Below are 25,960 nucleotides of genomic sequence, written 5' to 3'. Positions count from 1 at the left end.
GCGAATCACCACTGAAAACGCCGTGATTCAGCGATTTCACGGCGGAATCCGTCTGTGAGGACTCTCAGCGTCGAGTGCGGCGGGACGGCCGGGAGCGGTGGGCCACCCGCGCCGCGACCGCCACCAGCACGATCAGGGCGGCCGCCGCGAACGCGGCCGCGGCGACAGGCGCCGACGGGAGGGCTCCGTCGAGGCGGGCGACCCCGATCCAGGCGAGACCCCAGGCGGAGGATGCGGCGGGGGCGAGTCGCCCGCCGTCCCAGAGCGCGAGAGCACAGCCGAGCAGGGCCACCACCCCCACGACCGCGAGGCCCCACGCGTGCACGCTCCAGCCGAACCCGTCGAACCCGGCCGCCGTGAGCCCCGCGGCGACGTTCGCCACCGTGGCGACCATCACCCAGCCGAGGTAGAGGCCCGCCACGCCGTCGAACAGCACCGCGTCGGCGGTCGTGCCGCCCGGCCGGGCGAGCAGGCGCGCGAACGTCACGACGAGCACCACGAGCAGCGCGGCGATGACGACCACGCTCAGCGCGAGGAGGCCCGCCTGCACCACGAGGATCCAGGCGGCGTTGAGCAGCAGCGAGGCGGCCATCCAGTAGCCGGCGGCCCGCTGCCGCGCGCGCGACGCTTGCGAGGGGAGCGCCTGCCAGATCGCGTAGAGCACGAGGCCTGCGTAGATCACGGACCAGACGGCGAACGCGGGCCCGGCGGGCGCGACGAGCGTCGCGTCGGCGCTCAGGGCGCCGCCGGCCGCGCGGGCGATGGAGGTCCCGCCCAGGAGCCCGGAACCCACCGCCGCCCCGACGACGGCCGCCGCCGCGGCGGCGATCACCGCGATCTGACGGACGCGGTCGGCCGCCATCGGTCGGGTCGCGGATCCGGCATCGCGCGCGGTCAGGGTGCTCACGCCCGTCACAGTAGACCGCAGCCGGGCTCCCGAGAAGGCTGATGCGGATGCGCGCGTGTCAAGGTAGCCTTGACACGATGAGAGCAGAGCGGGATACGGTGGCCGCGCTCGCGGCCGCCGCGAGGACGCTGGCCGAGCAGGCGGGCAACGCGGCCGACCGGGGGCAGTGGCTCGAGCTGGTCGCGCATGCGGTCGCCCTGCGCGCCGACGCCGACGCGGCTCTCGCCGCCCTGGTCGACGCGGCGCGCGCCGCCGGGGCGACCTGGCAGGACCTCGGCCGCACGCTCGGCACGAGCAGGCAGGCGGCCTTCCAGCGCTTCGGGCATCCCGTGGATCCGCGGACAGGAGAACCCATGGACACGACACCACTGGCCGGCGCCGACGCGCTGGCGACCGAGATCTTCGGCGAACTTGCCGCCGGCCGGTACGACGCCGTCGTCGCACGCTTCGACGAACACATGGCGGAGGGGCTGGATGCGGCCGGACTGGGCGCGGTTTGGGCGCAGATCGCCAGCGCGGTCGGGGCCTTCGACGCCGCGGACGAGCCCGTGGCGCGCCGGATGGGCGATCTGACGGTGGTCGACGTGCCGCTCCGCTTCGAGGCGGGCGAGATGGTCGGACGGGTGTCGCTGCATCCCGACCGGCGGGTCGGCGGCCTGTTCGTGCTCGACCCGGCGCAGCTGGCCGAGTCGTCGGGAGGCGTGGCATGAGCGCCGCGCAGCCCGCCGCCGCCGTCGACGGCGTCACCGGAGCCGCTGCAGGCGCACGCCCCGATCGCCCGCCGCGGGTGCCGTGGCTCGCCGTGGTCGCCTATGTCGTCGTCGCCTTCGGGCTCGCCTGGCTGGTGACTCTGCCGCTCTGGCTCGGCGGCGGCCTCACCGCCTCGTTCGCGGGCGTGCTCCTGATCGCGATGATGTTCACCCCGACCATCGGCGCCCTGGTCGCCGTGTTCCTCGTGCAGCGCCCGCGTCCACGATCGGTGCCGGAATACCTGGGGATGTGGCCCCTGCGCCCCGCCTGGCGGCTCATCGGCCTCTCGCTCGCCGGCATCTTCGGCTCCATCCTCGTCTCGGTGGCCGCCGTGTTCCTGGCGGCGGCGTTCGGTGCCGTCCGGCTCGACCTCACCGGCTTCTCCGGCTTCTCCGAGCTGCTGCACTCCCAGCTCGCCGCCGCCGGTGTGCAGCAGGAACTGCCCCTACCGATCGGCGTCCTCGTGCTGGTCCAGCTGCTGACGATCCCGTTCGGCGCATTGATCAACAGCGTCGCGACCGTCGGCGAGGAGCTCGGCTGGCGCGGCTGGCTGCTCCCCAGCCTCCGCCCGCTCGGCACCTGGCCGGCGCTCCTGATCAGTGGCGCGCTGTGGGGCCTCTGGCACAGTCCGATCATCCTGCTCGGCTACAACTTCGGCGAGCCGAACCTCCTGGGCGTGCTGCTGATGACCCTCGGCTGCACCGCCTACGGCGTGCTCATCGGCTGGCTCCGCCTCCGCTCCGGATCCGTGTGGCCCGCCGTCTTCGCCCACGGCGCCTTCAACGCGTCCGCCGGGGTCGGCGCTCTGCTGCTCGCCGCCGGATCCCCGGCCTCGCCCGCCGCTCTGCTCCCCCTCGGCTGGACCGGCTGGATCGTCTGCACCGCCATCGCCGTCGTGCTCGTGCTCTGCGGCCAGTTCCGCCGCCAGCCGACGCTGGTCAGGAGGGCGCCGCTGCCCGCACGGTGACGAGGGTCGAGCCTCGTTCGTCGTCGCGTTCGATCGCTGCGGCGAAGCCGGCGGCGGCGAAGAGGGCCGCGCTCGCGGGTGCCTGGTCGGCGCTCGCCTCGATGAGGAGGAGTCCGTCGGGGGCGAGCCAGGCCTCCGCCTCGGCGGCGATACGGCGATGCAGGTCGAGGCCGTCGTCCCCGCCGTCCAGGGCGGCCACGGGCTCGTGGTCGCGGGCCTCGGGAGGCAGGCTCGGGATGGCGCCGGTAGGGACGTACGGGGCGTTCACCGCGATGACATCGAACCGTCGGCGCAGGTGCGGCGGCACAGGCGCGAACAGGTCTCCCTCGACGACCGTGGCGTGCGGGAGGTTGACCCGGGCGCAGCGCACGGCGGCCGGGTCGATGTCCGCCGCGATGAGCCGGGCATCCGGGTCCCGGTCGGCGATCACGGCTCCGATCGCGCCGATGCCGCAGCAGAGGTCGAGGGCGGTCGCCGGCGCCCGGGCGACGGTTTCGGCCGCGGCGCGCTCCGCCAGCCTCTCGGTCCGCCGCCGCGGGACGAAGACGCCGGGCTCGACGTGCAGTCGCAGACCGGCGAACTCCACCCAGCCGAGCAGCGGCTCCAGAGGCTCACCGGCCACCCGGCGCGCGACGAGGAGCTCGAGACGGGCGGCCGATCCCGCAGAGGCCTGGATCAGGAGCGCCGCCTCCTCCTCCGCGAAGACGCAGCCCGCCGCCCGCAGCCGGGCGACGAGTGCGGGGCGGGGACGCGCCTCGGATCCGGTCACCCCGCCATGCTAGCCGCGGAGTTCAGTACGGCTTCTCGGCCAGCAGCCGCGCGAGATGCGCGGCGTTCTTCGCGGCCGTCGCGTTGGTACCCGCCACGGCCTCCGGGGTCTCGTCGAGGTCCTTGTAGTCGACGGCCTGCATCGCCTCGCCGTTCCAGTAGGTCGCACCCTGCGACGGGACGGTGAAGCCGACGTCGTTGAGCCCCTGGAAGAGGTCGGCGATGATGGCGTGCGCGCCGTCCTCGTTCCCCACGACGCCCGCGATCGCGACCTTCCCCTCGACGAGCGGCCGGCCGTCGTCGTCGGTCTCCGAGAGCTCGGCGTCGAGGCGCTCGAGCACGCGCTGAGCGATGGAGGAGAGATGCCCCATCCACGTGGGCGACACGATCACGAGGATGTCGGAGTCGATGATCTGACGCCGCAGCTGCGGCCATTGATCACCCTCGCCCTCGTCGAGCCCCACGCCCGGCCTGACGTCGTAGTCGGCGACGCGCACCGCGGTCCCGGTGACGCCATGTGCCGAGAGCTCGTCCAGGAGCTGGGTCGCGAGGAGCTGGCTGCTCGACTCGGCCGGCGACGGCTTGAGGGTGCAGACGAGGGCCAGAGCGCTGAGGGTTCGTGTGCTGTCTGTCATGCCCGCACGCAACCCCTCACCGCGGCCGGACACAACCGGGTTGACACGACTCCGCCCTGGACGAACGGCGCGGATGCAGAACTGCACTGGCGAAACATCCAACCCCGCGTACTATCGGGCGGGACGGCCCCGGGTGAGGCAGACGACCGACGGAGAGCGAGCGGCAGAGGCATGCAGGTGTTCCACGTCTACATCGACGAGCTGCGCTTCACGTTCGTCGATCGGGCCCCTGTCGACGAGCTCAAGCGGCTGGTCGTGCAGGCGAGCAGGAGTGACGGCGACTTCGTCGCGATCACGCAGTCCAGCCGGCCGCCGACCGAAGTGTTCGTCACCAGTCAGACGAAGGTGCGGATCGAGACGGCGACCATCCCCCGAGAACCCGCCGCTCACGCCGCGGGGGAAGACGAGGACGACGCCTTCTGGTTCGACTTCGACTCGCTCTCCTGAGCCCGGGCACCCTCGGGCCGCGCCCGCTGTCAACCGCTTCCCGAGCGCGGGATGCGGGAGGATGCTGCCCCGCATGACGACCACTCTCTGGCACGACACGGCCCCGGTCATCCCCACCGACGCGTTCGAGGGAGACGGCCGCTACGACACGATCGTGGTCGGAGCCGGCCTCACCGGCATCGCGACCGCGGTGATGCTCGCGCGCACCGGGATGCGGGTCGTCGTGCTCGAGGCGCGCACCGTCGGCGCGGTGACGACCGGCGGCTCGACGGGCAAGGTCAGCCTGTTGCAGGGCACGACCCTCGCGGGCATCCGGCGCCGCACCTCCGACCGTGTGCTCTCCGCCTACGTCGACGGCAATGTCGCCGGGCAGGGCTGGCTGCTCGACTTCCTCGACGCCCAGGGAACACCCTACGAGGTACGGGACGCGGTCACCTACGCGACCACGCGGCACGGGATCGACCTCCTCGACGCCGAGCTCGCGGCCCTCCACGCCGCCGGACTGCCGGCGACGCGACCGGAGATCTCGGAGCTGCCCTTCCCCGTCGACGGCGCCCTGGCACTCGCCGGTCAGGCACAAGTGGACCCGATGCGGGTTCTCGCCGCGCTCGCGGCCGAGCTGCGCCGGCTGGGCGGGCGACTCATCGAAGGCGAACGGGTGACGCACGTGTCGGCCGCCGACCCCGCAGTCGTGACGAGCGCCTCCGGGCGCACCCGGGCCGATCACGTCGTGATCGCGACCGGCACCCCCATCCTCGACCGCGGACTCTACTTCGCGAAGACCGCCGCGGAGCGCTCGTACCTCGCCGCGTTCCGCGTGCCCGGCCCGATCCCCCGCTCCATGCACCTCTCCGCCGAGTCGCCGGTGCGGTCCCTCCGCCAGGCCGCGGACGGAGACGGCGACCTGCTGCTGGTGGGCGGCAACGGGCATCCGACCGGCCGCGCCGGCTCGCCCGCCCGCAAGGTCGCCGAGCTGACGGCCTGGGCGGAGCAGCACTTCCCCGGGGCGCGGCGCACACGCTGGTGGGCCGCGCACGACTACCGGTCGGCCAACCACGTGCCGTTCGTGGGTTGGCTGCCGCGCGGACGGGGGAGGCTGTTCCTCGCGACCGGGTACGCCAAGTGGGGCATGACGAACGCGGTCGCCGCCGCCCTGAGCCTCACCGCCGACCTGACCGGCGAGACCATCGACTGGGCGCGCGTGCTCCACCACCGGGTCACCAGGCCCGGGGACCTCGCCGAAGGCGCCCGCATCAACGCCGCCGCGGGCGCTTCCGCCGCCGCGGCGTGGACCGCGGCCGAGACCTCCCCCGACATCGCCGACGCAGCGGCGCCCGCTGAGGGCACCGGGAGGGTCGGCCGCCGCGGCGCAGAGCCCGTCGCGGTCTCCACGGTGGGCGGTGCGTCGTGCGCGGTGTCCGGTGTCTGCACGCACCTCGGAGGGGTCGTCCGCTGGAACGACGCGGAACTCTCCTGGGACTGTCCGCTGCACGGCTCCCGCTTCGCACGGACGGCTCGGTGCTCGAAGGCCCGGCCACGGCTCCGCTCGCCGCGGTCGCAACGCCGCTGGGCCACGCGGGGGAGGACCAGGATGCGGCACCCCGCGCAGAAGGCTAGGCAGATGCGTCCATCCCGCAGTATGGTCGCCGCATGACTATTCCGAACGACGAGAACACGCCCCAGCAGCCGGCGGGCGGCCCCGCCGGCTCGGACGCCGTCCCTCCGGCACCGCCCGTCCCGCCGGCTCCCGCGGCTCCGGAGCCGGCCGCCGCGCCGGCACCCGTGCCCCCGGCCGAGCCGGTCGCGCCCGCCGCTCCGGCCGCCGATCTGCCCCCGGCTCCCCCCGCACCGCCGGCCTTCCCGGCCTACGGGGCGACCCCGGGCGCTCCCGTCGCCGCGCCGAGTGCGCCGCCGACCACCGTGAACACGGCGTTCTGGCTGTATGTCGCATCGGCGCTCTTCAGCGTCATCAGCGGCATCATCACCGTGGTCGTCGTCGGCAACACGCGCCAGCAGCTGATCGACAGCCTCCGGAGCAGCTCCACCGATCTGCGCGGTGTGACGACCGACCAGTTCGTCGACGGCGCGATCGCGGTGGGGATCACGTGGGCGATCGTCACCCTGATCTTCTGGGCGATCGTGTTCGTGCTGTTCGCGTTCTTCGCCCGCCGTGGGGCGAACTGGGCGCGCATCGTGCTCACCGTGCTGACCGCGCTCTCCCTGCTCAACCTGCTCGCCGGCTACGGCCTCGGCGCGCTGCAGGTCGTCGCCTCGATCGTCGCCGTGGTGCTCCTCTGGCTGCGCCCCTCGACGGAGTACTTCGCCGCCGTCAAGGCGTCGAAGGCCCCGCGCGCCTGACCCTCCTCGAAGCGTCGAGGCGGCCGATTATGGGCCGCCTCGGCGCTTTTTCGCGTATTTCGAGCCGTCTCGCCGAGCGCGGGAGCGCGGGTCAGGCGTCGGCGCGGGCGTCGCGGAGGGCGCGCTCGGCGTCGCGGAGGGCGGCCTGCGCCGCCGTGATGCGCCTGCGGAGATCCCGCTCGACGGCCCGCGCCTCCGCGAGCTCCTCGGTGGTGCGTTCCAGACGCCGTTCGAGGGTGTCCCGCTCTCCTTCGAGGTCAGTGCGGCGGTCGACCTCCGCATCCAACTCGTCGTCGAGGCCGTCTGCGTCGGCACGTGCGCGCTCCAGCGCCTTCTCGGCGGTGCGGATGCGGCGCTGGCGTTCGCGTCGTTCGCTCGCCGTCTCGCGCGGCGCCTCGTCGGCCTTCTGGCCGGCGGCCTGCTTCACGGCGGCCTGCTTCGCCGAGCGGGGCGGGCGACGCGAAGGCGCCGCGCTCGTGTCGACGGGGAGCGCGACGGCGTCCGACACATCCACCTCGTCGACACCGGTGGATTCGAGGGAACGCAGGAGCATGCCGCTACGCACCGCCGCCGCGGCCGCCGGGTCGACGACGGCCGCTTGCAGGGTCTCCTCCACCTCCCGCGCGACCGCAGCACTGAGCCTGAGGCCGCGGGTCGCCACCTGCAGCAGGCGCTGGCGTTCGCGGGTGAGCTCGCGGATCACCGCACGGTCACGGGCGGCGAAGGCGTCGCGCAGGCGGTCGCCGATTTCGAGCACGTCGTGGACCGCGTCCGGATCGTCCCGCACGAGCGCGTTGAGGGCGGCTGCGGAGGCCGTCGGCTTGCGGAGCGCCCGGATCCGCCGGGCGAGGTCACGGTCGTCGGCCTCCTGGGCCGCGGCGCTGCGGCGCTCGACGAACGCGGCGGGCGCGCTCGCGTAGAGCTCCTCGGCGACCTCCCTCAGATCCATGCCGCGAGCATACGCGCGGCGACCCGAGCCGAGGGGCTCGGCGATCGAGAGGGTCAGTGATCGCGGAGCGCGGAGATGAGCTCGCTCTTCGTCTTCTTCGAGTAGCCCGTCAGGCCGAGCTCCTTCGCACGCTTCTTCAGCTCCGGCACCGTCCAATCGTCGTACGACCCGGACTCGCCGCCTTTCCGGCCGACCGACTTCCGCCCGCGCGCCGCGGCGGCGTTGGAGATGCGCGCCGACTTCTCCTTCGAGTTGCCCTCGTCGCGGAGCTTCTCGTACAGCTCCTCGTCCTTCAGCGTCGGCTGTCGTCCTGGCATGCGGCACTCCTTCCGTTGTCCCGACGGGCACGGTACCCCGCGACGGAGCGATCGTCAGGGGGTCAGCCCGGGCGGCGGACGCCTGACCGCCCAGCGCGCACGAACGCGCCGCCCGGTCGGGTGACCGGACGGCGCGTCTGCTGCGATCGAGGGCTACTCCTGCTCAGAGCCCTCGACCACGATCCGGGCGGCCACGCGGCGGCGCCAGGCGGCCACGAGAAGGGCCGCGACCCCGGCGAGCAGCACCGCGCCGGCGACGCCGAGCGGGAGCGTCACGGACGACCCGGTGCTGGCGAGAGCGTCGCCGCCCGCCGCCCCGGTCGAGGGCGACCCCGGGTCGTCGGAGCCGGCCGCCGCGACGAGGGTCAGGTCGTCCCAGCCGATCAGCGCGCCCTGCGCGTCGACCACTGCCAGCTTGTGAGCGCCGAGGGGCGCATCCGCCGGAATGGTGACGGAGAAGGCGCCACCCTCGACGACGGCGGTCGCAAGCGCCCGCGGGGCCGAGAAGAGCACCGGAGTGACGGTCTCGCCCTCGTTCGCACCGCCGATGATCGTGACATTCACCGTGCTCCCCGGCGCCGCCGTGTCGGGAACGCGCACAGGCCCGCGGGTGGCGTCCGTCAGGTCGCCTTCCTCGATCGGGTCCGGCTCCGGGATCACCGGAGTGCTCAGTGTGGAGGCGCAGGTCGCGCAACTGGCGCCCAGCGCACCGGCCGACGCGGTGACGGCGAGCGTGCCGCCCGAGGAGGTCGCGGAGACGACGGCCTCGAACGCGATGGAAGCCGTGGCGCCGGTCGCCGTGTCCGGCACGCTCCAGGTGAGCGTCGTGCCGTTCAGGGCGAGCTCGGCGGGCAGGGTCACGGGGTCGATCGCGGCGTCGTCCAGCAGGTCGGCGAGGTCGACGGATGCCGTGGCGCCGCTCAGCGCGATCTGCCCCGTGTTGGCCGCCGTGAGCGTGTACGTCAGCGTCTGGCCGGGGGCGACCTGCCCGTCGGCGGGGTCGGAGGCGAGCCCGAGGGTCCAGACGGACGGCCACGCCGGCTTGTCGGCGTCGTACACCCAGTCCTGGAAGAACGCGGTCAGGTCGCGTCCCGAGAGCTCCTGGGCGAGGGCGATGAAGTCCTCCGTCGTCTTGCTCTGTCCGGCGTAGCGCTGCACCCACGTCTTCATGATGCCGTCGAAGGCGGTCTGGCCGACGGACTGCCGGAGCGCCTCCAGCGTCATCGCACCGCGCGTGTACACCTGCCAGTCGAACAGATCGGCCGGGTCCGTCATCGCCGCCGGCGGGATGGTCCAGCGGGCGCTGCTCGCGGCCGTCGAGTTCCAGGTGCCGAAGAGGCTGGAGGCGGTGGTCGTCGCGCTGCCGTGGTCCTGGCTGTACTGGGTCGGGATGAAGGTGGCGGGACCCTCGTTGAGCCAGATGCTGTTCCAGTCGGCCGGCGTCACCGAGTCGCCGAACCACTGGTGCGCGAGCTCGTGGATGAACGTGTTCGCGGAGACCGACCGCTCGAAGTACGGGCGGTCCTGGGTCTCGAGCGCATATCCGAGGCTCGTGATGTCGACGACGAAGCCGGTGCTGCCGCCGGGGTAGGCGCCGTACTTCGACTCGAGGTAGTTGAGGATCTCGGGCAGCGCCGCCCGGCGGGTCTGGATGGTCGCCTGGTTCGCGGTGCTGACGGCCGGATCGACGAACGTCCACTCGTGGATCGTGCGGCCGCTGACCGCGAGGGCGATGTCCGACTCGTAGACCAGGTACTTGCCGATGGTGATCATCGCGAGCTCCGTCGCCATCGGCCGGCTCTGCCGCCAGTGCCAGGAGGTGCGGGTGCCGTCGCCGCTCGGGGTCTTGGAGACCAGCTCGCCGTTGCTGACGGCCGCGGCCGAGACGCCGTCGATCGTCGTGGGCGCGTCGATCGTGATGTCGTAGGTGGCCTTGTCGGCGGGCGTGTTGTTGCTCGGGAGCCACGTCATGTTCCCGACCGGCTGGCCGATCGCGGTGGCCCCGTCCGATGTGGCGACCCATCCCTCGCTCGAATCGTCCGGGTCCACGTGGGTGACCGGGGTGCCCGCGTACGCCACCGCCACCGTGAAGGCGCCGGTGAGGGTCGAGGTCGGCGTGATGACGAGCTTGTAGGAGCTGATGCTCGGGTCGCTGGTGCGCGTGAAGGCGGCGGGCGTGCCGTTCACCAGCACGGACGACACCGTCAGGCCCTCGAAGTCGAGGGAGAACGAGGAGAGCGCCTGGGTGGCCGTCGCGCTGATGACGGTCGTCGCCGTGATCGACTTGTCGGGATTGAAGGCGAGGGAGACGTCGTAGTGCGTGACGTCGTAGCCGCCGTTGCCGATGCCGCGGAAGAGCGAGTCGCCGATGGCGGTCGCGCCCGGCGTTCCGTCGGCGGCCGAGGCCGCGGTGGCGAGAGGGATCTGGGTCGCGCCGATCAGCGCGGCCGCGGAGACGGCGGCCAGCGAGCGTGCCAGCCTCCGTCGCGTGGGGGTGTTCCGGGGTTCCAACGGGTCCTCCAGGGGATGCGTCGTCCGAGCGCGCGGTCGGGCGACCGCACGGGTGGGGCAGGGAGGTGCTGAGCGCTTGTGGCGGGGGTTCTTTGCGAGGAGTCTCGCCTTCACGCACGGTCGTTGCATGCGAGCGTGAACATTCGGTGAGGAGCACCGTATCGGACGTTTGTTACGAACATGAGTCTTCTCTCAGGGAGCGCGCCTCGTGGCTCCTGCGACCCCCTCTTGCGGTCCTTGTCCGCGCGCCGCCCCATCCACGACCCTGGCTGCATGACCGCTCACGACATCCCTGACACCGCTGAGGTCCGCGAGAAGATGGCCGCCGGCCAGGTGGAGGGCATGACCGCTCTCGGCCTGACGCCGACCATCGAGGTGTGGGAGGACGGGTACCGTGCGACCGGGACCGCCGACAGCACCTTCGAGTGGTGGTACTTCGACTGCCAGTTCGACGACGGATCGACCCTGGTCGTCACGTTCTCGAACAAGCCGCACACCGACCCGTCCGGCCCGCTCACCCCGACCGTGCTCATCATCCGCCAGCTCGCCGACGGCACGCGACTGCACCTGGAGCCGCACTTCGACGCGACCGAGTTCAGCGCCGCCGCCGACCGTTGCGACGTGCGCATCGGCCCCAACACCGTGACGGGCGACCTGGACCGTTACGACATCCACATCGAAGCCGACGGGATCACCGCCGACGTCACCATCGACCGTGCGGCGCCCTCGTGGCGCCCCGGCGCCGGCATCAGCTACTTCGACTCCGCACGCACGCACTTCCTCGCCTGGGTCGTGCCGGTGCCGTACGGGACGGTCTCGGCGACGATCGCGCAGAACGGCACGACGGCCTCCCTCACCGGCAGCGCATACCACGACCACAACTGGGGCAACCACCTGATGGGTTCGTTCCTCGACCATTGGTACTGGGGTCGCGCGCACGTCGGCGACTACACCGTCGTCTACGTGCGGATGACCACCAAGGGCCTCTTCGGCTTCGGCGAGATCAACATCCCCACCTTCTACCTCGCGACGGCCGACCGCATCATCACGGACGACCTGCTCCCGCTGCGCCTCACCACGAGCGCCGACGTCGACGGCCCGGGCCACCAGACCTACCCCACCCGCATGGAATGGACCTGGTCGTCGGAGCGCGGCACCATCACGATGACCGCGACGAACCCCACCCTCATCGAGTCGCTCGACATGCGCACGCCGCGCCATGGCCTCTCGAAGGCGCTCCACGCCGGCGAGCACCCGATGTACTACGACTTCAACGCCGACCTCGAGCTCGACATCGCCCTCGACGACCTCACGGACCACGTCACGGGCCGCACCCTCTACGAGAAGATGATGTTCCGGTAGAGGAGGTCAGGGGCCGGGCACGCTCAGCCGGGCCGGGCGCGCTCAGCCCGGCAGGTGCTGCCCGATCTCGTCCTCGGCCATGACGACCATGCCGCCGGTGCGCTGCGAGGTGTGCATGAGGGCCTCCAGCCACTGGGTGTTGATCGCCGGAGGGCGGCTGCCGCTGAAGTGGAAGGCCAGCGGCACCTCGCGGCTGATCCAGAGGGAGACCCGGCCGGAGCCCTGCTCGACCGGCACGTCCCAGTTGAGGAGGAAGCTCTCGTGCCGGCGCAGCTTGGCCACGATCGCGAGCTTGACGTGACTCAGCACGCGATCATCCAGGTCGTATTCCTGACCTGAGCCGTAGAGGAGTTTTCCCATGATGTTCATAGTGTGCCTCACAGATGCCACGCTCAGGTGCGTTTGTCAGGGGGATTGACTGCGGGGCGTCTTCGTGGTTTGCGAACGGACGAGACGCCTCGCACGCGGCGGCCCTTGATCGCTCACGCGTCGGGCGGATAGCCTCGGCAGGAGGGTCGGCCCGAAGGACCCGCAGGGCACGTTCTCCGAAGCCGAAGGCACCCATGCACGACGACATCCCCCTCACCACGGGCCGCGCCCGCCGCGTGCTCGACGAGCGCATCCTCCCCGCCGTGCACGGCGTCTCCGTGCCGCTCGAGGTCGCCTGGAACGCGCTGCCCGGTGAGCCCATCCCGCCGGCCGAGGGCCTGGCCCTGGACTACGCGCCGTATGCGCTCGGGACCCCGTGGGGGCCGGCCTGGAGCACGACCTGGTTCCGGCTGACCGGCACGGTGCCCGCGGAGTGGGCGGGCCGTCGTGTGGAGGTGGTGGCCGACCTCGGCTTCGACGTGAACATGCCGGGGTTCCAGTGCGAGGGTCTCGTCTTCCGCGCCGACGGCTCCCCGGTGAAGTCACTCAACCCCCGCAACCAGTGGATCCTCATCGCGGAGGAGGCCGTCGGCAGCGAGACCGTCGAGCTGTACGTGGAGGCGGCGGCCAACCCGGTGCTGCTCGACTACCACCCGTTCCTGCCGACGCGGGAGGGCGACATCCTGACCTCGTCGCGCGCTCCGCTTTACACGACCCGGCGCATCGACGTGGCCGTCTTCGAGTCGGAGGTGCACGAGCTGGCGCTGGATGTCGAGGTGCTGCTGGAGCTGCAGGCCGAGCTGCCGGAGGGGCCGCGCCGCATGCGCATCCTGCAGGCGCTCGACGACGCGCTCGACGCGCTCGATCTGCAGCGCATCCCCGAGACGGCTGCCGCAGCACGTGCGGCGCTCGCCCCCGCGCTGTCCGCGCCGGCCGACGCGTCCGCCCACCGGATCTCCGCCATCGGCCACGCCCACATCGACTCGGCCTGGCTGTGGCCGGTGCGCGAGACCGTGCGCAAGGTGGCACGGACCACATCGTCCATGACGGACCTGATCGACCAGACCGACGACTTCCTCTACGGGATGTCGAGCGCGCAGCAGTACGCGTGGGTGAAGGAGCACCGGCCCGAGGTGTGGACGCGCATCGTGGCCGCGGTCGCCGCCGGGCGTTTCCTCCCGCTGGGCGGCATGTGGGTGGAGTCCGACACGGTGATGCCGACCGGGGAGGCCCTGGTGCGGCAGTTCACCCAGGGGCAACGGTTCTTCCGCGAGGAGTTCGGAATCGCCCCGAAGGGCGTCTGGCTGCCGGACAGCTTCGGCTACTCGCCCGCCCTTCCCCAGCTGATGCGCCGGGCGGGGTTCGAGTGGTTCTTCACCCAGAAGATCTCGTGGAACCAGGTGAACACGTTCCCGCACCACACTTTCCTCTGGGAGGGGATCGACGGCTCCCAGGTGTTCTCGCACTTCCCGCCGATGGACACCTACAACTCGCGGCTCTCCGGCGAGGAGGTCGCGAAGGCGTCGCGGCAGTTCCGCGAGAACCGCCGCGCGACGGGGTCGATCGCCCCGGTCGGCTGGGGCGACGGCGGGGGCGGGACCACCCGCGAGATGGTCGGCAAGGCCGCGCGTCTGGCCGACCTCGAGGGCAGCGCCCGCGTGCGCTGGGAGCACCCCGACGCCTTCTTCGACCGGGCGCGCGCCGAACTCCCCGCTCCCCCGGTGTGGGTCGGCGAGCTCTACCTCGAGCTGCACCGCGCGACGCTCACGTCGCAGCACCGCACCAAGCAGGGCAACCGCCGCGCCGAGCACCTGCTCGTCGAGGCCGAGGTGTGGTGCTCGGCCGCCGCTCTCCGAACGGGCGAGCCGTACCCCTACGAACGGCTGGACGCGCTGTGGCGGCAGGTGCTGCTGCTTCAGTTCCACGACATCCTGCCCGGCACCTCCATCGCCTGGGTGCACCGGGAGGCCGTCGCCACCTACGCGCAGGTCGTGTCCGAGCTGCAGGGTCTCATCCGAACCGCGTTGAACGCCCTCATCGGCGAGGGCGACGTCCCGCTCGTGGCCAACCCGGCGGCGGCCGCGCTCGGAACGGTCGCGCCGTACGGGATCGCCCCGGCGGGCGACGGCGGACCCGCCGTGCGGCTCGCCGATACCGCGGACGGCTTCGTGCTGGAGAACGCGCTCGTGCGCGTCGCCGTGTCCCGGGAGGGGCTCGTCACCTCGGCCGTCGACCTCGCCACAGGCCGCGACGCGATCGCGCCCGGACACGAGGCGAACCTCCTGCAACTGCACCAGGACTTCCCGAACATGTGGGACGCATGGGACGTGGACCGCTTCTACCGCAACCGCGTCCAGGACATCCGCGACGTCGACGCGATCGACGCCGGGGTCGGCAGCGACGGCGTCGCCCGCGTCGTCGTCCGGAGGTCGTTCTCCGCGTCGACGGTCGAGCAGACGCTGTCGCTCGCGCCGGCCTCGCGGACGCTCGAGATCGCCCAGTCGACCGACTGGCACGAGACGGAGAAGTTCCTCAAGGTCGCCTTCCCGCTCGATGTCCGTGCGGAGCACACCATCGCCGAGACGCAGTTCGGGGCGCAGAAACGGGTGACGCACACGAACACGTCGTGGGAGGCCGCGAAGTTCGAGACGTCGATGCACCGCTTCGTGCTCGTCGAGGAGCCCGGTTTCGGCGTCGCCCTCGTCAACGACTCGGTCTACGGCTACGACACGGAACGCGCGGTGACCGACGGCGACGTGGTCACGACGCTGCGCCTCTCACTGCTGCGCGCCCCGCGCTTCCCGGACCCCGAGACGGATCAGGGCGTCCAGACGCACCGGTACGGCCTCCTGATCGGAGCGACCCTGGCGAGCGCGACCGACGCGGGCATCCTGCTCAACCAGGACGCGCGTCCCCTCACCGGCGGCCGGGAGGTGGCTCCGCTCGTGACGGTGGAGGGCGGCGCCGTGCTCTCCGCGGTGAAGCTGGCGGACGACCGGAGCGGCGACCTCGTGGTCCGCCTGTACGAGCCGGCCGGGCAGCGCGCCACGGCACGGCTCCGGGTGGATGCGGCGGTGACCGGCGCGCACACCGCGACGCTGCTCGAGGAGCCCCTCGCCGGCCTGGAGACCGCCGTCGACGGGTCGTTCGACCTCGCGCTCTCGCCGTTCGAGGTGCGGACGCTGCGCTTCGCGCCTGTCGTACGCTGACACGGACGCGGGAGCGGAGGGACGCATGGTCGAGCAGGCGGTCGCGGAGTCCGCTGGGCTGACGGAGGCGGAGGTGCGCGACCGCGTCGAACGCGGGCAGACCAACGCCTACGACGCCGCGTCGAGCCGGAGCGCGTGGAGCATCGTCCGGGCGAACGTCTTCACGCTGTTCAATGCGATCATCGCCGCGTGCTTCCTGGTGCTGCTGGTGCTCGGTCACTGGAAGGACGCGCTGTTCGGAATCAGCGCGCTGGCCAACACGATCATCGGATCGGTGCAGGAGTTCCGGGCCAAGGCGGCGCTGGACAAGCTCGCATTGATGCACGCCCCCGCAGCCCGGGTGCGGCGAGCCGGCGAGGTGCGCGAGATCCCCGTCGCCGAGGTCGTGCTCGACGACGTCCTGCTGCTGCGCGCCGGGGACCAGGTGCCCGCCGACGGTGTCGTGACCGCGTCGTCACGCCTCCAACTCGACGAGTCGATGCTGACGGGCGAGTCGGACGCGGTGGACAAGGCACCCGGTGACCGCGTGCTCTCGGGGTCGATCGTCGTGGGCGGCGAGGGGGCGGCGACCATCGCAGCGGTCGGGGCCGACTCGTTCGCGAACCGGCTCGCGAGCGAGGCGAAGAGGTTCTCCCTCGTGACCAGCGAGCTGCGCTCCTCCATCGACCGCGTGCTGCGCTGGATCGCCTGGATCGTCGGCCCGATCGCCCTCCTGGTCCTGAACGCCCAGATGATCGCGCTCGGCGGGTGGGCACACGCGGTCGCCGACGGGCGCTGGCAGCAGGCCGCCGTCAACACGATCGCTGCGGTCGTCGCGATGATCCCGCTCGGCCTCGTGCTGATGACGAGCATCGCGTTCGCCGTCGGCGCCGTGAAGCTCGCCCGTCAGCAGGTGCTCGTGCAGGAGCTCCCCGCGGTCGAAGGACTCGCACGCGTCGACACGATCTGCCTCGACAAGACAGGGACGCTCACCGAGGGAGAGATCGTGTTCGACGGCGCGCATCCCCTCGCCGACGATCCGACGGCCGCGCCGCCCGCCGACTGGGAGGCCGTGCTCGCCTGGAACGGTACCGACCCGGATGCGAACGCGACGGCGCGCTGCCTCGCCGCCGCATACGCACGGCCTGTCGCCGCGCCGCCCAGCGGACGCATCCCGTTCTCCTCCGCCCGCAAATGGAGTGCGGTCGCCTTCCCGGCGGGCGGGGAGGCGGAAGGCACGTGGGTGCTCGGCGGACCGGAGATGGTGTTCCCGGCGGGCGGGGTCGGCGATGCGGGCGGCCGTCTGCGGGCGCGGGCGGTGCAGCTCGCCGCCACCGGACGCCGCACCCTCGTGCTCGCCCACTCCCCGGCCGTGCTCGCGCCGGACGATGTCGCCGCCGAGCGGCTGCCTGCCGCGCTCGAACCCGTCACCCTGCTGACGTTCCGCGAGAAGGTGCGCGACGACGCCGCGCAGACCCTCCGCTACTTCGCCGAGCAGGATGTCGCCGTGCGCGTCATCTCGGGCGACAACCCGCAGACGGTGGCCGCCATCGCCCGCGAGGTCGGCCTCGACGCACCCGACGGCTTCGACGCACGCGAGCTGCCGGCGGACGACGCCGAGCTCGCGAGCGTGCTGGAGGCGCACACCGTCTTCGGACGCGTCACCCCCACGCAGAAGAAGCGCATCGTGCTCGCGCTGAAGGCCTCCGGTCGCACCGTCGCGATGACCGGCGACGGAGTCAACGACGCGCTCGCGATCAAAGAGGCCGACATCGGCATCGCGATGGAGACCGGCTCCCCCGCGACCAAGGCCGTCGCCCGGCTGGTGCTGCTCGACGGCAAGTTCTCGCACCTCCCGTCGGTGGTGGCGGAGGGGCGGCAGGTCATCGCCAACATCGAGCGCGTCTCGATGCTGTTCCTGACCAAGACCGCGTACGCGACCGCGCTGGCGGTGCTGTTCGGGGCGACGCTGATGCAGTTCCCCTTCCTCCCGCGCCAGCTGTCCGTCATCGACGGCCTCACCATCGGACTTCCCGCGTTCTTCCTCGCGCTCATGCCGAACGCGAGGCGCTACCGCCCGGGCTTCCTGCGCCGCTCGCTCAGCTTCGCCGTTCCCGCCGGCCTCGTGATCGCGGCTGCCCTGTGGCTGTACGCGTGGGCGGCGACCGCATCGGGCATCCCGGAGCAGGAGCTCCGCACGGGCTCGACACTCATCCTGACGATCGTGGGCCTGTGGGTGCTGACGGTGCTCTCACGCCCCATCGACGGCTGGAAGATCCTCATCATCGGCGCGATGATGGTCGGCCTCGTGCTGGTCTACTCGGTGCCGATCGTCTACGACTTCGTGCAGTTCGCCGACCCGTCCTTCGTGACGGCGGCCCTCGTGCTGGTGGTGTCGGCGGCGACCATCGGCGCCATCGAGATCATCCGGTTCGCGCACCGTCGCTTCGTGCGAAGAACCGCGCCACTCGCCCGGTCCACAGCACAACGATGACGGCGCCCGTGATCGCCACGTCGATGCCGCGGAACCACACGTCGTCGCCCGCGGTGACCAGCACGTAGACGCCGAGCGCCGCGGAGACGCCCATCAGCGCGGTGAGCAGGACGCGCGCATCCCGACGCGCCCGCCCGAGACCGGAGGCCAACGACACGACGAGCAGCCCGAGAAGCATCGTCAGTGCACCGATCAACGTCACGACGAAACGGTCCGTGCCGTCGAGATCGGGCAGATAGCGCACGAAGACGAGCGCGATCCCGACCAGGATCTGCCCGATCCCGACTACGTACGACAGGACGATCGCGACCACCAGCTCCGCCGGGGGCCTCGCCGCTCGCGCACGCGTCATGCTCGGATCATACGGGGTACGAAAAAGGCCCGCTGGGTGCGGGCCTGGACTGCTGCGGTGGGGCGATGCGTGTCAGCGCTTCGCGATCGCCGCGGTCCAGACCGCCTGCAGAGCTTCGACCTCGTCGGGTTCCAGCTGATCCTTGTAGGCCTCCCCCAATCCCGCCCAGCGCACGGCGGACTGTGCCGCCTGACGTGCACCGACGTAGCCGACCGACCGGGCGGATTCGAGGAAGGCGCTGTCGATCTCTGCGACGAGGTCGTGCTCGGCGTCGAGGCGCGAGACCTTGACGCGCGCGGCCTTCTCCAGGGTGGCGCGGCCTCCGCGCTGGGCGGCGAGCTGCAGTTCGACGAGGCGGGCGATCTCGTCCGCGCTCAGCTTGCCGACACGACGAACGAACGTCTTCATGGCAACCTCCGTGATTCTCGAAACGAATCTGACATCTTACCGCGTCATGCTCCGAGAATGCCGGGAGGCGCGCCGGGGGTCCGACGCGCCTCCGTCTCCTCCGCCGCTGCCCGCGCTGCGGCGGCGGATTCAGGCGCCCAGCCGCACGGTGATCGTGTCCCGGCTCGGCTCGTGGTTCGCGTCGCCGCCGTAGACGACGTCCAGCTGTACGTCGCCCGACCAGGTCATCGGAACCGCGAGCTCGAACCGATACGCACCGCCGTCGAGCGTCGCCGTCCCCACCGTGTCGGCACCGCGAACGAGCGTCACCGTCCCCGTCGGGGTGGTTCCGTACTGCGCCTCGATCCGGCCGGTGATGACGGCCGTGCGCTGATCGATGACCTTCATCGAGAGGTTCAGGTACGCGCTGTCGTTGTACCCGGCCGTCGTCTGTACCGGACCGAACCCGCCGGCGAGCAGCATCCCGCACACGACTGCCGCCGTGATCAACAGGCCGACGGCCGACCGTCCCAGCGCCGCGAGTCGGGTGAGCGTCGTCGCGATCATCAGCGCACCTCCACATTCGTGCCCACCACGGCGGTCGGGGCCTTGGCGACCACATAGTCGGTCGTCGCCGTTCCCGTGTCACGGCCGCCCGGAGCGACGAACGACACCTCCGCCGGATAGGTCCCCGCCGGATGCTCCGCCGGCCCGAAGTCGAAGACCGCCGTTCCGGACGCGTCCGTCCCGGCCTCGTGCTGCTCCCCGTTCAGTTCGAGCTGGACGGTCACCGGCACGCCCAGCCCCGGCACGCTCGCCGCGATGCGCCCCTCCTGCCCGTACACGATCGACGGTGCGTCGACGGTCATCGGCCACTCGGTGACGTTCGGGATGATCGGGGAGAAGAGGTAGGCCTTACCGGGCTTGTTCCCTACGGCTCCGCTGCTCGCGATGATCGCTCGGCCGCCTTCGACCCGGAGGGCACCCGCCAGGATGTTGCCACCGAACTCGTCGTCCGGCTCTACGTCGGACCCTTCCAGGACCTGTACTGCTTCAGGCTGCTGTCGCATCAGGTCACCCGGTGACGAGGAGGTCGCGAGGGTCGAGATGTCGTAGACCTGGATCTGCCCGCGGGAGCCGTCGTTTCGGGTCAGCCCCGAGAGAAGGAGCGCGTTCCCTTCGGCGACCATGTTGAGACCGGCTTTCCTCGTGTGGGGAGGGGGAACGATCTTGGACCCGATCGGCTGCAGGTCGGCAAGCGAGAATCGGTAGACCGCGCCCTGCGTCGAGGTCCCGCTGTCGATCGAGGGATTGTTGGCTCCGCCGTTCGGGTCCGCAGTGTCGTCCGCGGTGTAGCTGATCTCACCCGGCGAAGAGACGAAGAGGTCCGTCTCGGTCGCGGCGATCTGATAGCCGAAGCCGCCCGACGAGCCACCCGTGGCACCGCTGTAGAACGTCTTGCGCTCGTTCTCCGGTACGTCCCAGAGCGGGTGATCGATGAAGGCCTTCGGTGCGGAGAGGTCGTGACGATCCCACACGTAGACGCCGCCGGTCTCCACGCGCTGCCCGGCCGGGTTCTTCTTGCGCGTGCCATGAGCGCCGGCGATGAGGTAGTCGTCGGTCAGCAGCACCTCGTCGCCGAGCAGCGCGTCGGTGTAGAGACCCGTGACTCCCGCGCGCTGAACGGTTCCCGCGGCGAGGTCGACGAGGAAGACGGCACCAGAGCCGCCGTCGGCTCCGAAGGCGCCGATCGCGAGCTCATCACCCCGGAGGAAGAGCGCCTCACCGAAACCACGCGCGTTGATGCCGCCGGGTGGCACGAACGTGCGTGCCAGGTGCCACCTCCAGTAACCTCCGGATTCGTCCAGAAGGTACTCGAACGCCTGCGAGTTCCCGTACGCGCCGATATACATCCGGCCGCCCGCCTCGTCGAGCGCGATCGCGCTGCCGAAAGAGAGTGCGCCGTCCGGAGCACGGACTTCTGCGGCCTTGAGGATCGCCCCCGTTTCGTCCACGCGCATCACGTCGACGGTCCTGGCGTGAGTGACAGCGATCAGATCGCCGGAGATCGCGACCTGCGTCGCGTTCTCGTCTCCCCAGCGATACATCGCCACTTCTTGATAGATGTCTCCTGCCGTCGCTGACGCGGCCGGAATAAGGGCGAGCACCATTGCGATGAGCAGTGCAGGGAGGGAGCTGAGAGCCGTGGGGCGTCGCATCACTTCACCTTCTTGGGGGTTGTCTGGGCATTCGACGACCACGAGCTGCGGCCGTCGCCGAGCAGGTTGATGGTGTTCATGTTGGTCCGGCCCCAAGCCCAGACGCCGCCATTCACATCCACCGCGACGCCGCCGAAGTATTCGGCGGCCACAGCCGCGATCTTCACGCTGAAATCGACCTTGGTCGGCGAGAGCGTGTCCTGCGCCGAGGTCCCATTGCTGGTCGTTCCGATGCCGGTGTTGCCGAAGCGGTTGCCGCCCCACGCCCACACGGCGCCGTTGGCGTCGAGCGCGTAGAAGTGCGACTCGCCCGCCGAGATGTTGGTGAAGGGGGCCTGCCCGGCCGCGCGTCCGACCCGGAGCGGTTTGCAGACCGCCGAGAGCGCGGTGCTCTGCTCGGACTGGTTCGACCACTTGCAGAGTTGCGCGGTGGTCGGATTCAACCCGAGCGTGGTGTTCGACTGGGTCCCGCTCTTCGAGCCCCAGGACCAGACGTAGCCGTCGCGATCCAGCGCATAGGCGGTGCGGCCCCCCATAGCCACCTTGACGATGTTGGAGAGGTAGGGCGATCGCGTCGGCGTGACGACCTCGGAGGTCGAGTAGGTGTCCGAGAGGGCGAGCCCTGCCATGTGGTTGCTGCCCCAGGCGTACACGGATCCGTCGCGAGCGACGGCCATGTTCTTGTCCCATCCGACGGACACGTCCACGAAGTCGATGCCGGTCGTGATCTGCTTGGGCGCATTCCGGTTGACGCTGGCCGAATCGCCCAGCACATGGAACCTCGTCTGTGCCCCGCCGTTCCACGCGCCCCAGCTCCAGAGGTTGCCGTTGGTGTCGATGGCGTAGCTCGTGCTGGTCTGGTTCTGCCCGGTGCCGAGGTTGATGTACCCGCCGGCCGCGACCTTGCGGTACTTCGTCGCGGTCGAGACGATCTTCACCGGGGTCGGCTGGTCGGTGTAGGAGCCGAGCGCACCCGTCTGCCCGTAGCCCCACCCCCAGATGTCGCCGTTCTGGTCGATGGCGAGGTTGTGCTTCGGGCCGAGGGCGATCTCCGTGAACGTGGTCCCCGCGGGTACGCGGACCTGCTGCAGCGAGTCCGAGTACGTGCCGACTCCGGAGGCCTGGCCGCCGGCCCAACCGTAGAGCGTTCCGCCGGCGCGCGCCAGCGAGTGGACGTTCGAGAAGTTCTGGGTCGGCACACCGTTGCCGGAGCCGGGAGGGGTCGTCGGCGTCTGCGTCGGCGTGGAGGTCGGTGTCTGGGTCGGAGTGGAGGTCGGCGACGATGTCGACGCCCCCATCGTGACCAGGTAGTTGAACTGGCCGCGATCCGTGAAATCGGCGCCTGTCGCCCCGACGGTGATCAGCGCGGCGACGACCGCGACTCCGCCGAGGCCGAGAAGTGCCGGCTTCAGGCGCCGCCGCCGGACGGGAGAAGGCTTGCTCATCGGGCGGACTCCTTGCGCAGGGCTCGTCGCCCGGATCTCAGTGGCTCGGGTGCGGTGTCGGGGCCCGCTTCATCGGCGAGGGTTCGGCTGTCTGCCGCGTTGTCGGCCACCGGATCGGACTGGCCGACCGGACCGGACTCGTCGGGGCGTCGCGCGAACTTCGCGGGGTCGAGCACGAGCAGCGCGCCGATCAGGCACACGAGGACGATGCCGACGAGGATCCCCTGGCGCTGCAGGAAGTCGGCGACGTAGCCCAAGTAAGGAACGGTGAACACCACGACGGCGGCGTTCTTCACGACGTACGGCTCGGGATCGGTCACGGCATTGGCATCGCCCTGCAGTGTGAGGGCTATGCGACCACCCGACTTCTCCAGGGACACGATGCGGTGGGTGACGAGTCCCTCGTCGTTTGGACGGTCGACCATCACGACGTCCCCGACCTTGAGGTCGACCGCAGCCCGGTCTAGCGAGAAAGTCATCGCGCCCACGGGGATGGTCGGCTCCATCGAGCCCGAGATCACGATCGCCGGTTTGGCACCGAGGAACAGGCCGATCGCGACGATCACCACGCACGCGGCGCCGACGACCGCGCCGACCGTGAGGAGAATGTTTCGGGCGACCGCATAGATCCGCCAGCCGAGGCTCATCCTCGCCGGGCTTCCGAACGCCGCCGGGAGAACGCGAGCACGAGCACGCCGCCAGCGAGCAGCACGACTGCCACACCGATTGCGGCGGTCGCGATGGTTCCGCCGGTGCGGGCGAGGTCGCCGTCCCCCGGTTCGCTCGCCCCCTCGGCGACCGCAGTGAACACGACGGTGAGGTCGCCGCTGTGACGGGCGTACTCGTTGCCCGCGTCGTGTGACTGGGCGAAGTCGAGTGTGACACGGGCGCTGTCGCCCGAGTCGACCGAACCGAGATCGATCGACCCCTCGCCCACCACGGTGTCGCCGTGCGACACCGTGACCGGGTGCGGTCCCTCCCAGATGCGGCCGCTCCGGTCCGTGACGGCGACGCTCACGCGCACGGGCGACCCGCTCACGTTTCGGGTCGAGTAGGTCTGCGACCAGGTCTCGCCCGGCGCGGGCGACTGGATGGTGACCGTCGTGCTCTCGACCGAAAGCAGGGGGTCGGTGGCGTGCGCCGCCGACGGAAGCGCGAGGGCAGCAGCGCCGACCCCGAGCCCGAGCAGTACACGAGAGATGAAGCGCATCGCGACGTTCCTGTTCATTCGAAGGCCGATCGGGCGGCGGGATTGGTGCTCGTTCCGGTGAAGGCGACCTGCACGGCGGTGCGCAGGCCGGCCAGATCGTCGGCAGCGTCCGCGGGAAGAGTCACATCGATCTCGAACAGTCGGACGCCTCCGGAGTCGACGCTGTCGGGCAGGCGGCGGGTGAGCTCGGCCACCGTGGCGGCGCCGGCTTGGTCGATCACGACCGCACCGCCCTCGCGCACGGTGAACCGCAAGGCCTGGAAGAGGCGCAGGGAGTCTCCGTCATCGGCGGCTTCTGAGGCGGGCCGAGTGATCGCCATCGTGACGTCGGTGGCGAGCCGGGGGCTCGCGTTGCGGACCGCCATCCGGAAGGTGTGCGAAACGCCGGGCTCGAGGAGCCGGTCGCCGCCCAGGTCGAGAGTGAACGAGGCGTTCTCGGCTTCGCTCGGCCAGACCGGGAGCTCGGTGTCGGCTTCGGCCGCCGAAGTCTGGAGGGCGACGTAGTTGCTACGCCCGTCGAGGTGGGTCAGCACGGACGAGGAGTCGGTGAGCGCGGCGGTGGTGCACAGAGCGCCGATGCCGAGCAGGGCGCCCACGCTGAGGAGAGCACGTTTACGGCCGCGGAGCGCAACGACGCGCGCGGACGGGGAGGGGGAGGTCACTCGCTGTTCCATTCGACGTGTGCGGTCTGGAGGGGAGCGGCGGGCCGGAGCGAGTCCGGCCCGCCGTCGGAGTCGCGGCGCTTAGTCGATCGACTGGGCGTGGATCTTGGCCTGGATGGCCGCAGTCTTGCCCGCCAGCGCGTTGTTGGCCGCCTCGGTCCCCTGGTCGGGAACCGTCACGCCGATGGTGAGCACTCCACCCTGACCGGCCGGCACGGTGCTGCCCATGATCGCGGACGACACCGCGCTGTAGCTGACATTGCTGAGGCCCGGGAGGACCGCGCCGTTCAGCGAGACCGTGAAACGGAGCTTGTCGCGCAGCGTGGTGTCCGCGCCGCCGGTCGCACGGTCCACCAGCGTCACATCGAGCTTTGCGCCCGAGCGCTCGCTGTCGTTCTTGAACGGGATGTTGACACTCTTGATGGGGTCGCCCGGGATGAGACGATCCGACCCGACGATGGCGATCGACACGCCGTCCGGGTCGTTGGCCTCCTGCCAGTAGTCGTTCGTATTGGCCGCGGCGAACGTCTCGGCCTTCGGGGTGAAGTCCGCGTTGGTGTCGACCACGAGGATGTTGAAGCTGCCTTCCGTGGAGAACCCGCCGTTGCCCGCTCCGGCACCGCCGAGGTTGAGGAAGGCATTGTCGGTGTAGAACGCAGCCGTGGTGAGGGCCGCGACGCCCAGGAGGGCACCGCCCGCGATGATCGCCCGGCGGCGACCGTTGTGCTTGGTCTTCTGCACAATGTTCCTTTCGTGAGTTCGGTGCGTCCCGGGGTGGGAGCACCCGTACCGCTGCTTGTCGCGGACGTGTGTGGGTGGCTCGCTAGGGCGAGACAACGGATCGGCCGTGAAGCTTGATCTGCAGGCTCACGGGTTTGCCGACGACCGCCGCGTTGAGCGCGGCGCCCCGGTCGGAGAGGTAGAAGACGAACTCGAGACGACCCCCGACCACGGGGACCCCCATGACCGCGGGACCGGGCGCAAGTGGCGGACGGCCGGCGTCTGCACCCCGGATCGGCACGACATCGCCGATCGATCGGACGGAGGCCTCGAGGCGTCGATCGGACGCGTTGTCGGATGCGGGGAAGGCGGAGTACACCGAGTACTTGAGCGCCGAGGCCGCCGTCGCATCCGATCCGGGTGCGGCATCGACGCGCACCTGCAGCGTGGATGCGATACCGGGACTACGGTTGGCGACATGGATCTCTATGCGGCACGCGCTTGATCCCGAGGCATCGGACTGCGGACGCAGAGGAAGGGGGCACGCTCCGGCGGGAAGGGTGAGTTCCTGCCCTCTGTCGTCGTCCGCCTGGATCCACGACGTCACGCCGAGCTCCGTGCCGACGCTCCAGTCGCCTGTCTGCCGCCACCGGAACACGAGATCGTAGACGCCCGTCCCGATCGGCTTGCCTCCGCCGGCTCCCAGATTCAGGTACGCGTTGTCCGTGTACGCCGCGACCGTGCCCGTGACGGCGGGAACGACGATCGCGGCGGTCGCGGCCACGGCCAGGGCGCCGCAGACGGAGAGCGCACCGAGCATACGACGGCGGGTCGCGCGGCGCCGCAGGTCACGACGTGTGCGGCTGAGGGACTCCATGCGGGCTCCGGGGCGATCGATGCGGTTCGGGATGACCCCGGCTGTACTGCATGTGACATGCGGAAT

Annotated in this window: 25 protein-coding genes; 8 read left to right on the top strand and 17 right to left on the bottom strand. The window is 71.1% G+C overall.

From position 1 onward, the window contains the following. Nucleotides 1–64 precede the first annotated feature (64 nt). Nucleotides 65–862: a tryptophan-rich sensory protein gene (locus LLS1_RS01570; protein ID WP_226653592.1), complete on the bottom strand. Its 798-nt coding sequence runs from the start codon at nucleotides 860–862 to the stop codon at nucleotides 65–67. Between the two features lie 122 nt (nucleotides 863–984). On the opposite strand from LLS1_RS01570, the gene LLS1_RS01565 reads away from it, so the two are divergent. After that, complete coding sequence (locus LLS1_RS01565; RefSeq protein WP_226653296.1) at nucleotides 985–1,617, top strand: DUF3887 domain-containing protein; 633 nt, start codon at nucleotides 985–987, stop codon at nucleotides 1,615–1,617. Continuing rightward, nucleotides 1,614–2,624 (top strand): CPBP family intramembrane glutamic endopeptidase, encoded by a 1,011-nt coding sequence (locus LLS1_RS01560; RefSeq protein ID WP_226653295.1) that lies wholly within the window; start codon nucleotides 1,614–1,616, stop codon nucleotides 2,622–2,624. The genes LLS1_RS01565 and LLS1_RS01560 overlap by 4 nt, the downstream gene beginning before the upstream one ends. Here LLS1_RS01560 and LLS1_RS01555 read toward each other — a convergent pair. Together LLS1_RS01555 and LLS1_RS01550 are read right to left on the bottom strand one after the other, a co-directional pair. Then, nucleotides 2,596–3,393, bottom strand: coding sequence for a putative protein N(5)-glutamine methyltransferase (locus LLS1_RS01555; protein WP_226653294.1), 798 nt, complete (start codon nucleotides 3,391–3,393; stop codon nucleotides 2,596–2,598). The genes LLS1_RS01560 and LLS1_RS01555 overlap by 29 nt on opposite strands. A gap of 22 nt (nucleotides 3,394–3,415) precedes the next feature. After that, on the bottom strand, nucleotides 3,416–4,027 hold the full coding sequence (locus tag LLS1_RS01550; protein ID WP_226653293.1) for a flavodoxin family protein: 612 nt from the start codon (nucleotides 4,025–4,027) through the stop codon (nucleotides 3,416–3,418). Nucleotides 4,028–4,198: 171 nt separating this feature from the next. Here LLS1_RS01550 and LLS1_RS01545 point away from each other — a divergent pair, with 171 nt between their 5' ends. From LLS1_RS01545 to LLS1_RS01535, 3 genes are all read left to right on the top strand, one after another. Continuing rightward, on the top strand, nucleotides 4,199–4,474 hold the full coding sequence (locus LLS1_RS01545) for a hypothetical protein (RefSeq protein ID WP_226653292.1): 276 nt from the start codon (nucleotides 4,199–4,201) through the stop codon (nucleotides 4,472–4,474). 73 nt (nucleotides 4,475–4,547) lie between these two features. Next, nucleotides 4,548–6,128, top strand: a complete 1,581-nt coding sequence (locus tag LLS1_RS01540; protein WP_226653291.1) for an FAD-dependent oxidoreductase — start codon at nucleotides 4,548–4,550, stop codon at nucleotides 6,126–6,128. Continuing rightward, nucleotides 6,125–6,832 carry a hypothetical protein gene (locus LLS1_RS01535; protein ID WP_223358527.1) on the top strand — a complete coding sequence of 236 codons (708 nt, stop codon included), beginning with the start codon at nucleotides 6,125–6,127 and terminating at the stop codon, nucleotides 6,830–6,832. Before LLS1_RS01540 ends, LLS1_RS01535 begins: the two co-directional genes overlap by 4 nt. A gap of 91 nt (nucleotides 6,833–6,923) precedes the next feature. Here LLS1_RS01535 and LLS1_RS01530 read toward each other — a convergent pair whose 3' ends face one another. The 3 genes from LLS1_RS01530 to LLS1_RS01520 form a co-directional block, all read right to left on the bottom strand. Next, the gene (locus LLS1_RS01530) at nucleotides 6,924–7,781 is read right to left on the bottom strand and encodes a hypothetical protein (protein ID WP_226653290.1); all 858 of its coding nucleotides are present in this window, start codon (nucleotides 7,779–7,781) and stop codon (nucleotides 6,924–6,926) included. A 53-nt stretch (nucleotides 7,782–7,834) separates the two neighbouring features. After that, nucleotides 7,835–8,098: a Rho termination factor N-terminal domain-containing protein gene (locus LLS1_RS01525; RefSeq protein WP_223358529.1), complete on the bottom strand. Its 264-nt coding sequence runs from the start codon at nucleotides 8,096–8,098 to the stop codon at nucleotides 7,835–7,837. Between the two features lie 153 nt (nucleotides 8,099–8,251). Then, nucleotides 8,252–10,609, bottom strand: a complete 2,358-nt coding sequence (locus tag LLS1_RS01520) for a M1 family metallopeptidase (RefSeq protein ID WP_226653289.1) — start codon at nucleotides 10,607–10,609, stop codon at nucleotides 8,252–8,254. Nucleotides 10,610–10,882: 273 nt separating this feature from the next. Between LLS1_RS01520 and LLS1_RS01515 the strand changes: the two genes are divergently transcribed. Further along, the gene (locus LLS1_RS01515; RefSeq protein WP_226653288.1) at nucleotides 10,883–11,971 is read left to right on the top strand and encodes a hypothetical protein; all 1,089 of its coding nucleotides are present in this window, start codon (nucleotides 10,883–10,885) and stop codon (nucleotides 11,969–11,971) included. Between the two features lie 42 nt (nucleotides 11,972–12,013). On the opposite strand, the gene LLS1_RS01510 is transcribed toward LLS1_RS01515, so the two are convergent. Further along, nucleotides 12,014–12,331, bottom strand: a complete 318-nt coding sequence (locus tag LLS1_RS01510) for a hypothetical protein (protein ID WP_223358534.1) — start codon at nucleotides 12,329–12,331, stop codon at nucleotides 12,014–12,016. Between the two features lie 203 nt (nucleotides 12,332–12,534). On the opposite strand from LLS1_RS01510, the gene LLS1_RS01505 reads away from it, so the two are divergent. Beyond that, entirely contained in the window at nucleotides 12,535–15,549 is a 3,015-nt protein-coding gene (locus LLS1_RS01505) for a glycoside hydrolase family 38 C-terminal domain-containing protein (RefSeq protein ID WP_226653287.1), read from the top strand. Between the two features lie 25 nt (nucleotides 15,550–15,574). Continuing rightward, the gene (locus tag LLS1_RS01500; protein WP_226653286.1) at nucleotides 15,575–18,022 is read left to right on the top strand and encodes an HAD-IC family P-type ATPase; all 2,448 of its coding nucleotides are present in this window, start codon (nucleotides 15,575–15,577) and stop codon (nucleotides 18,020–18,022) included. On the opposite strand, the gene LLS1_RS01495 is transcribed toward LLS1_RS01500, so the two are convergent. From LLS1_RS01495 to LLS1_RS01450, 10 genes are all read right to left on the bottom strand, one after another. Next, nucleotides 17,952–18,374 carry a hypothetical protein gene (locus LLS1_RS01495; protein ID WP_226653285.1) on the bottom strand — a complete coding sequence of 141 codons (423 nt, stop codon included), beginning with the start codon at nucleotides 18,372–18,374 and terminating at the stop codon, nucleotides 17,952–17,954. The two genes, LLS1_RS01500 and LLS1_RS01495, sit on opposite strands and share 71 nt — an antisense overlap. A gap of 72 nt (nucleotides 18,375–18,446) precedes the next feature. Then, complete coding sequence (locus tag LLS1_RS01490; RefSeq protein WP_226653284.1) at nucleotides 18,447–18,782, bottom strand: hypothetical protein; 336 nt, start codon at nucleotides 18,780–18,782, stop codon at nucleotides 18,447–18,449. 129 nt (nucleotides 18,783–18,911) lie between these two features. Continuing rightward, nucleotides 18,912–19,328 carry an Ig-like domain-containing protein gene (locus tag LLS1_RS01485; RefSeq protein ID WP_226653283.1) on the bottom strand — a complete coding sequence of 139 codons (417 nt, stop codon included), beginning with the start codon at nucleotides 19,326–19,328 and terminating at the stop codon, nucleotides 18,912–18,914. Continuing rightward, nucleotides 19,328–20,869 carry a hypothetical protein gene (locus LLS1_RS01480; RefSeq protein WP_226653282.1) on the bottom strand — a complete coding sequence of 514 codons (1,542 nt, stop codon included), beginning with the start codon at nucleotides 20,867–20,869 and terminating at the stop codon, nucleotides 19,328–19,330. The genes LLS1_RS01485 and LLS1_RS01480 overlap by 1 nt, the downstream gene beginning before the upstream one ends. Nucleotides 20,870–20,979: 110 nt before the next feature. After that, nucleotides 20,980–22,425 (bottom strand): hypothetical protein, encoded by a 1,446-nt coding sequence (locus LLS1_RS01475; protein WP_226653281.1) that lies wholly within the window; start codon nucleotides 22,423–22,425, stop codon nucleotides 20,980–20,982. After that, nucleotides 22,422–23,072, bottom strand: a complete 651-nt coding sequence (locus LLS1_RS01470; RefSeq protein ID WP_226653280.1) for a signal peptidase I — start codon at nucleotides 23,070–23,072, stop codon at nucleotides 22,422–22,424. Before LLS1_RS01470 ends, LLS1_RS01475 begins: the two co-directional genes overlap by 4 nt. Beyond that, nucleotides 23,069–23,635, bottom strand: a complete 567-nt coding sequence (locus LLS1_RS01465) for a hypothetical protein (RefSeq protein WP_226653279.1) — start codon at nucleotides 23,633–23,635, stop codon at nucleotides 23,069–23,071. The genes LLS1_RS01470 and LLS1_RS01465 overlap by 4 nt, the downstream gene beginning before the upstream one ends. Nucleotides 23,636–23,649: 14 nt before the next feature. Next, nucleotides 23,650–24,297 (bottom strand): hypothetical protein, encoded by a 648-nt coding sequence (locus tag LLS1_RS01460; protein ID WP_226653278.1) that lies wholly within the window; start codon nucleotides 24,295–24,297, stop codon nucleotides 23,650–23,652. Between the two features lie 81 nt (nucleotides 24,298–24,378). Next, nucleotides 24,379–25,038, bottom strand: coding sequence for a hypothetical protein (locus LLS1_RS01455; RefSeq protein WP_226653277.1), 660 nt, complete (start codon nucleotides 25,036–25,038; stop codon nucleotides 24,379–24,381). Nucleotides 25,039–25,120: 82 nt separating this feature from the next. After that, a complete protein-coding gene (locus LLS1_RS01450) occupies nucleotides 25,121–25,894 on the bottom strand; it encodes a hypothetical protein (RefSeq protein ID WP_226653276.1) in 774 nt (257 codons plus the stop codon). Between the last annotated feature and the right edge of the window lie 66 nt (nucleotides 25,895–25,960).

Origin of the sequence: Leifsonia sp. LS1 (assembly GCF_020521355.1) — a bacterium.
In the GTDB taxonomy this organism is placed as follows: Bacteria; Actinomycetota; Actinomycetes; order Actinomycetales; family Microbacteriaceae; genus Leifsonia.
The sequence above is the reverse complement of the archived record's forward strand: the minus strand, read 5'-3'. Positions and strand labels throughout refer to the sequence as shown.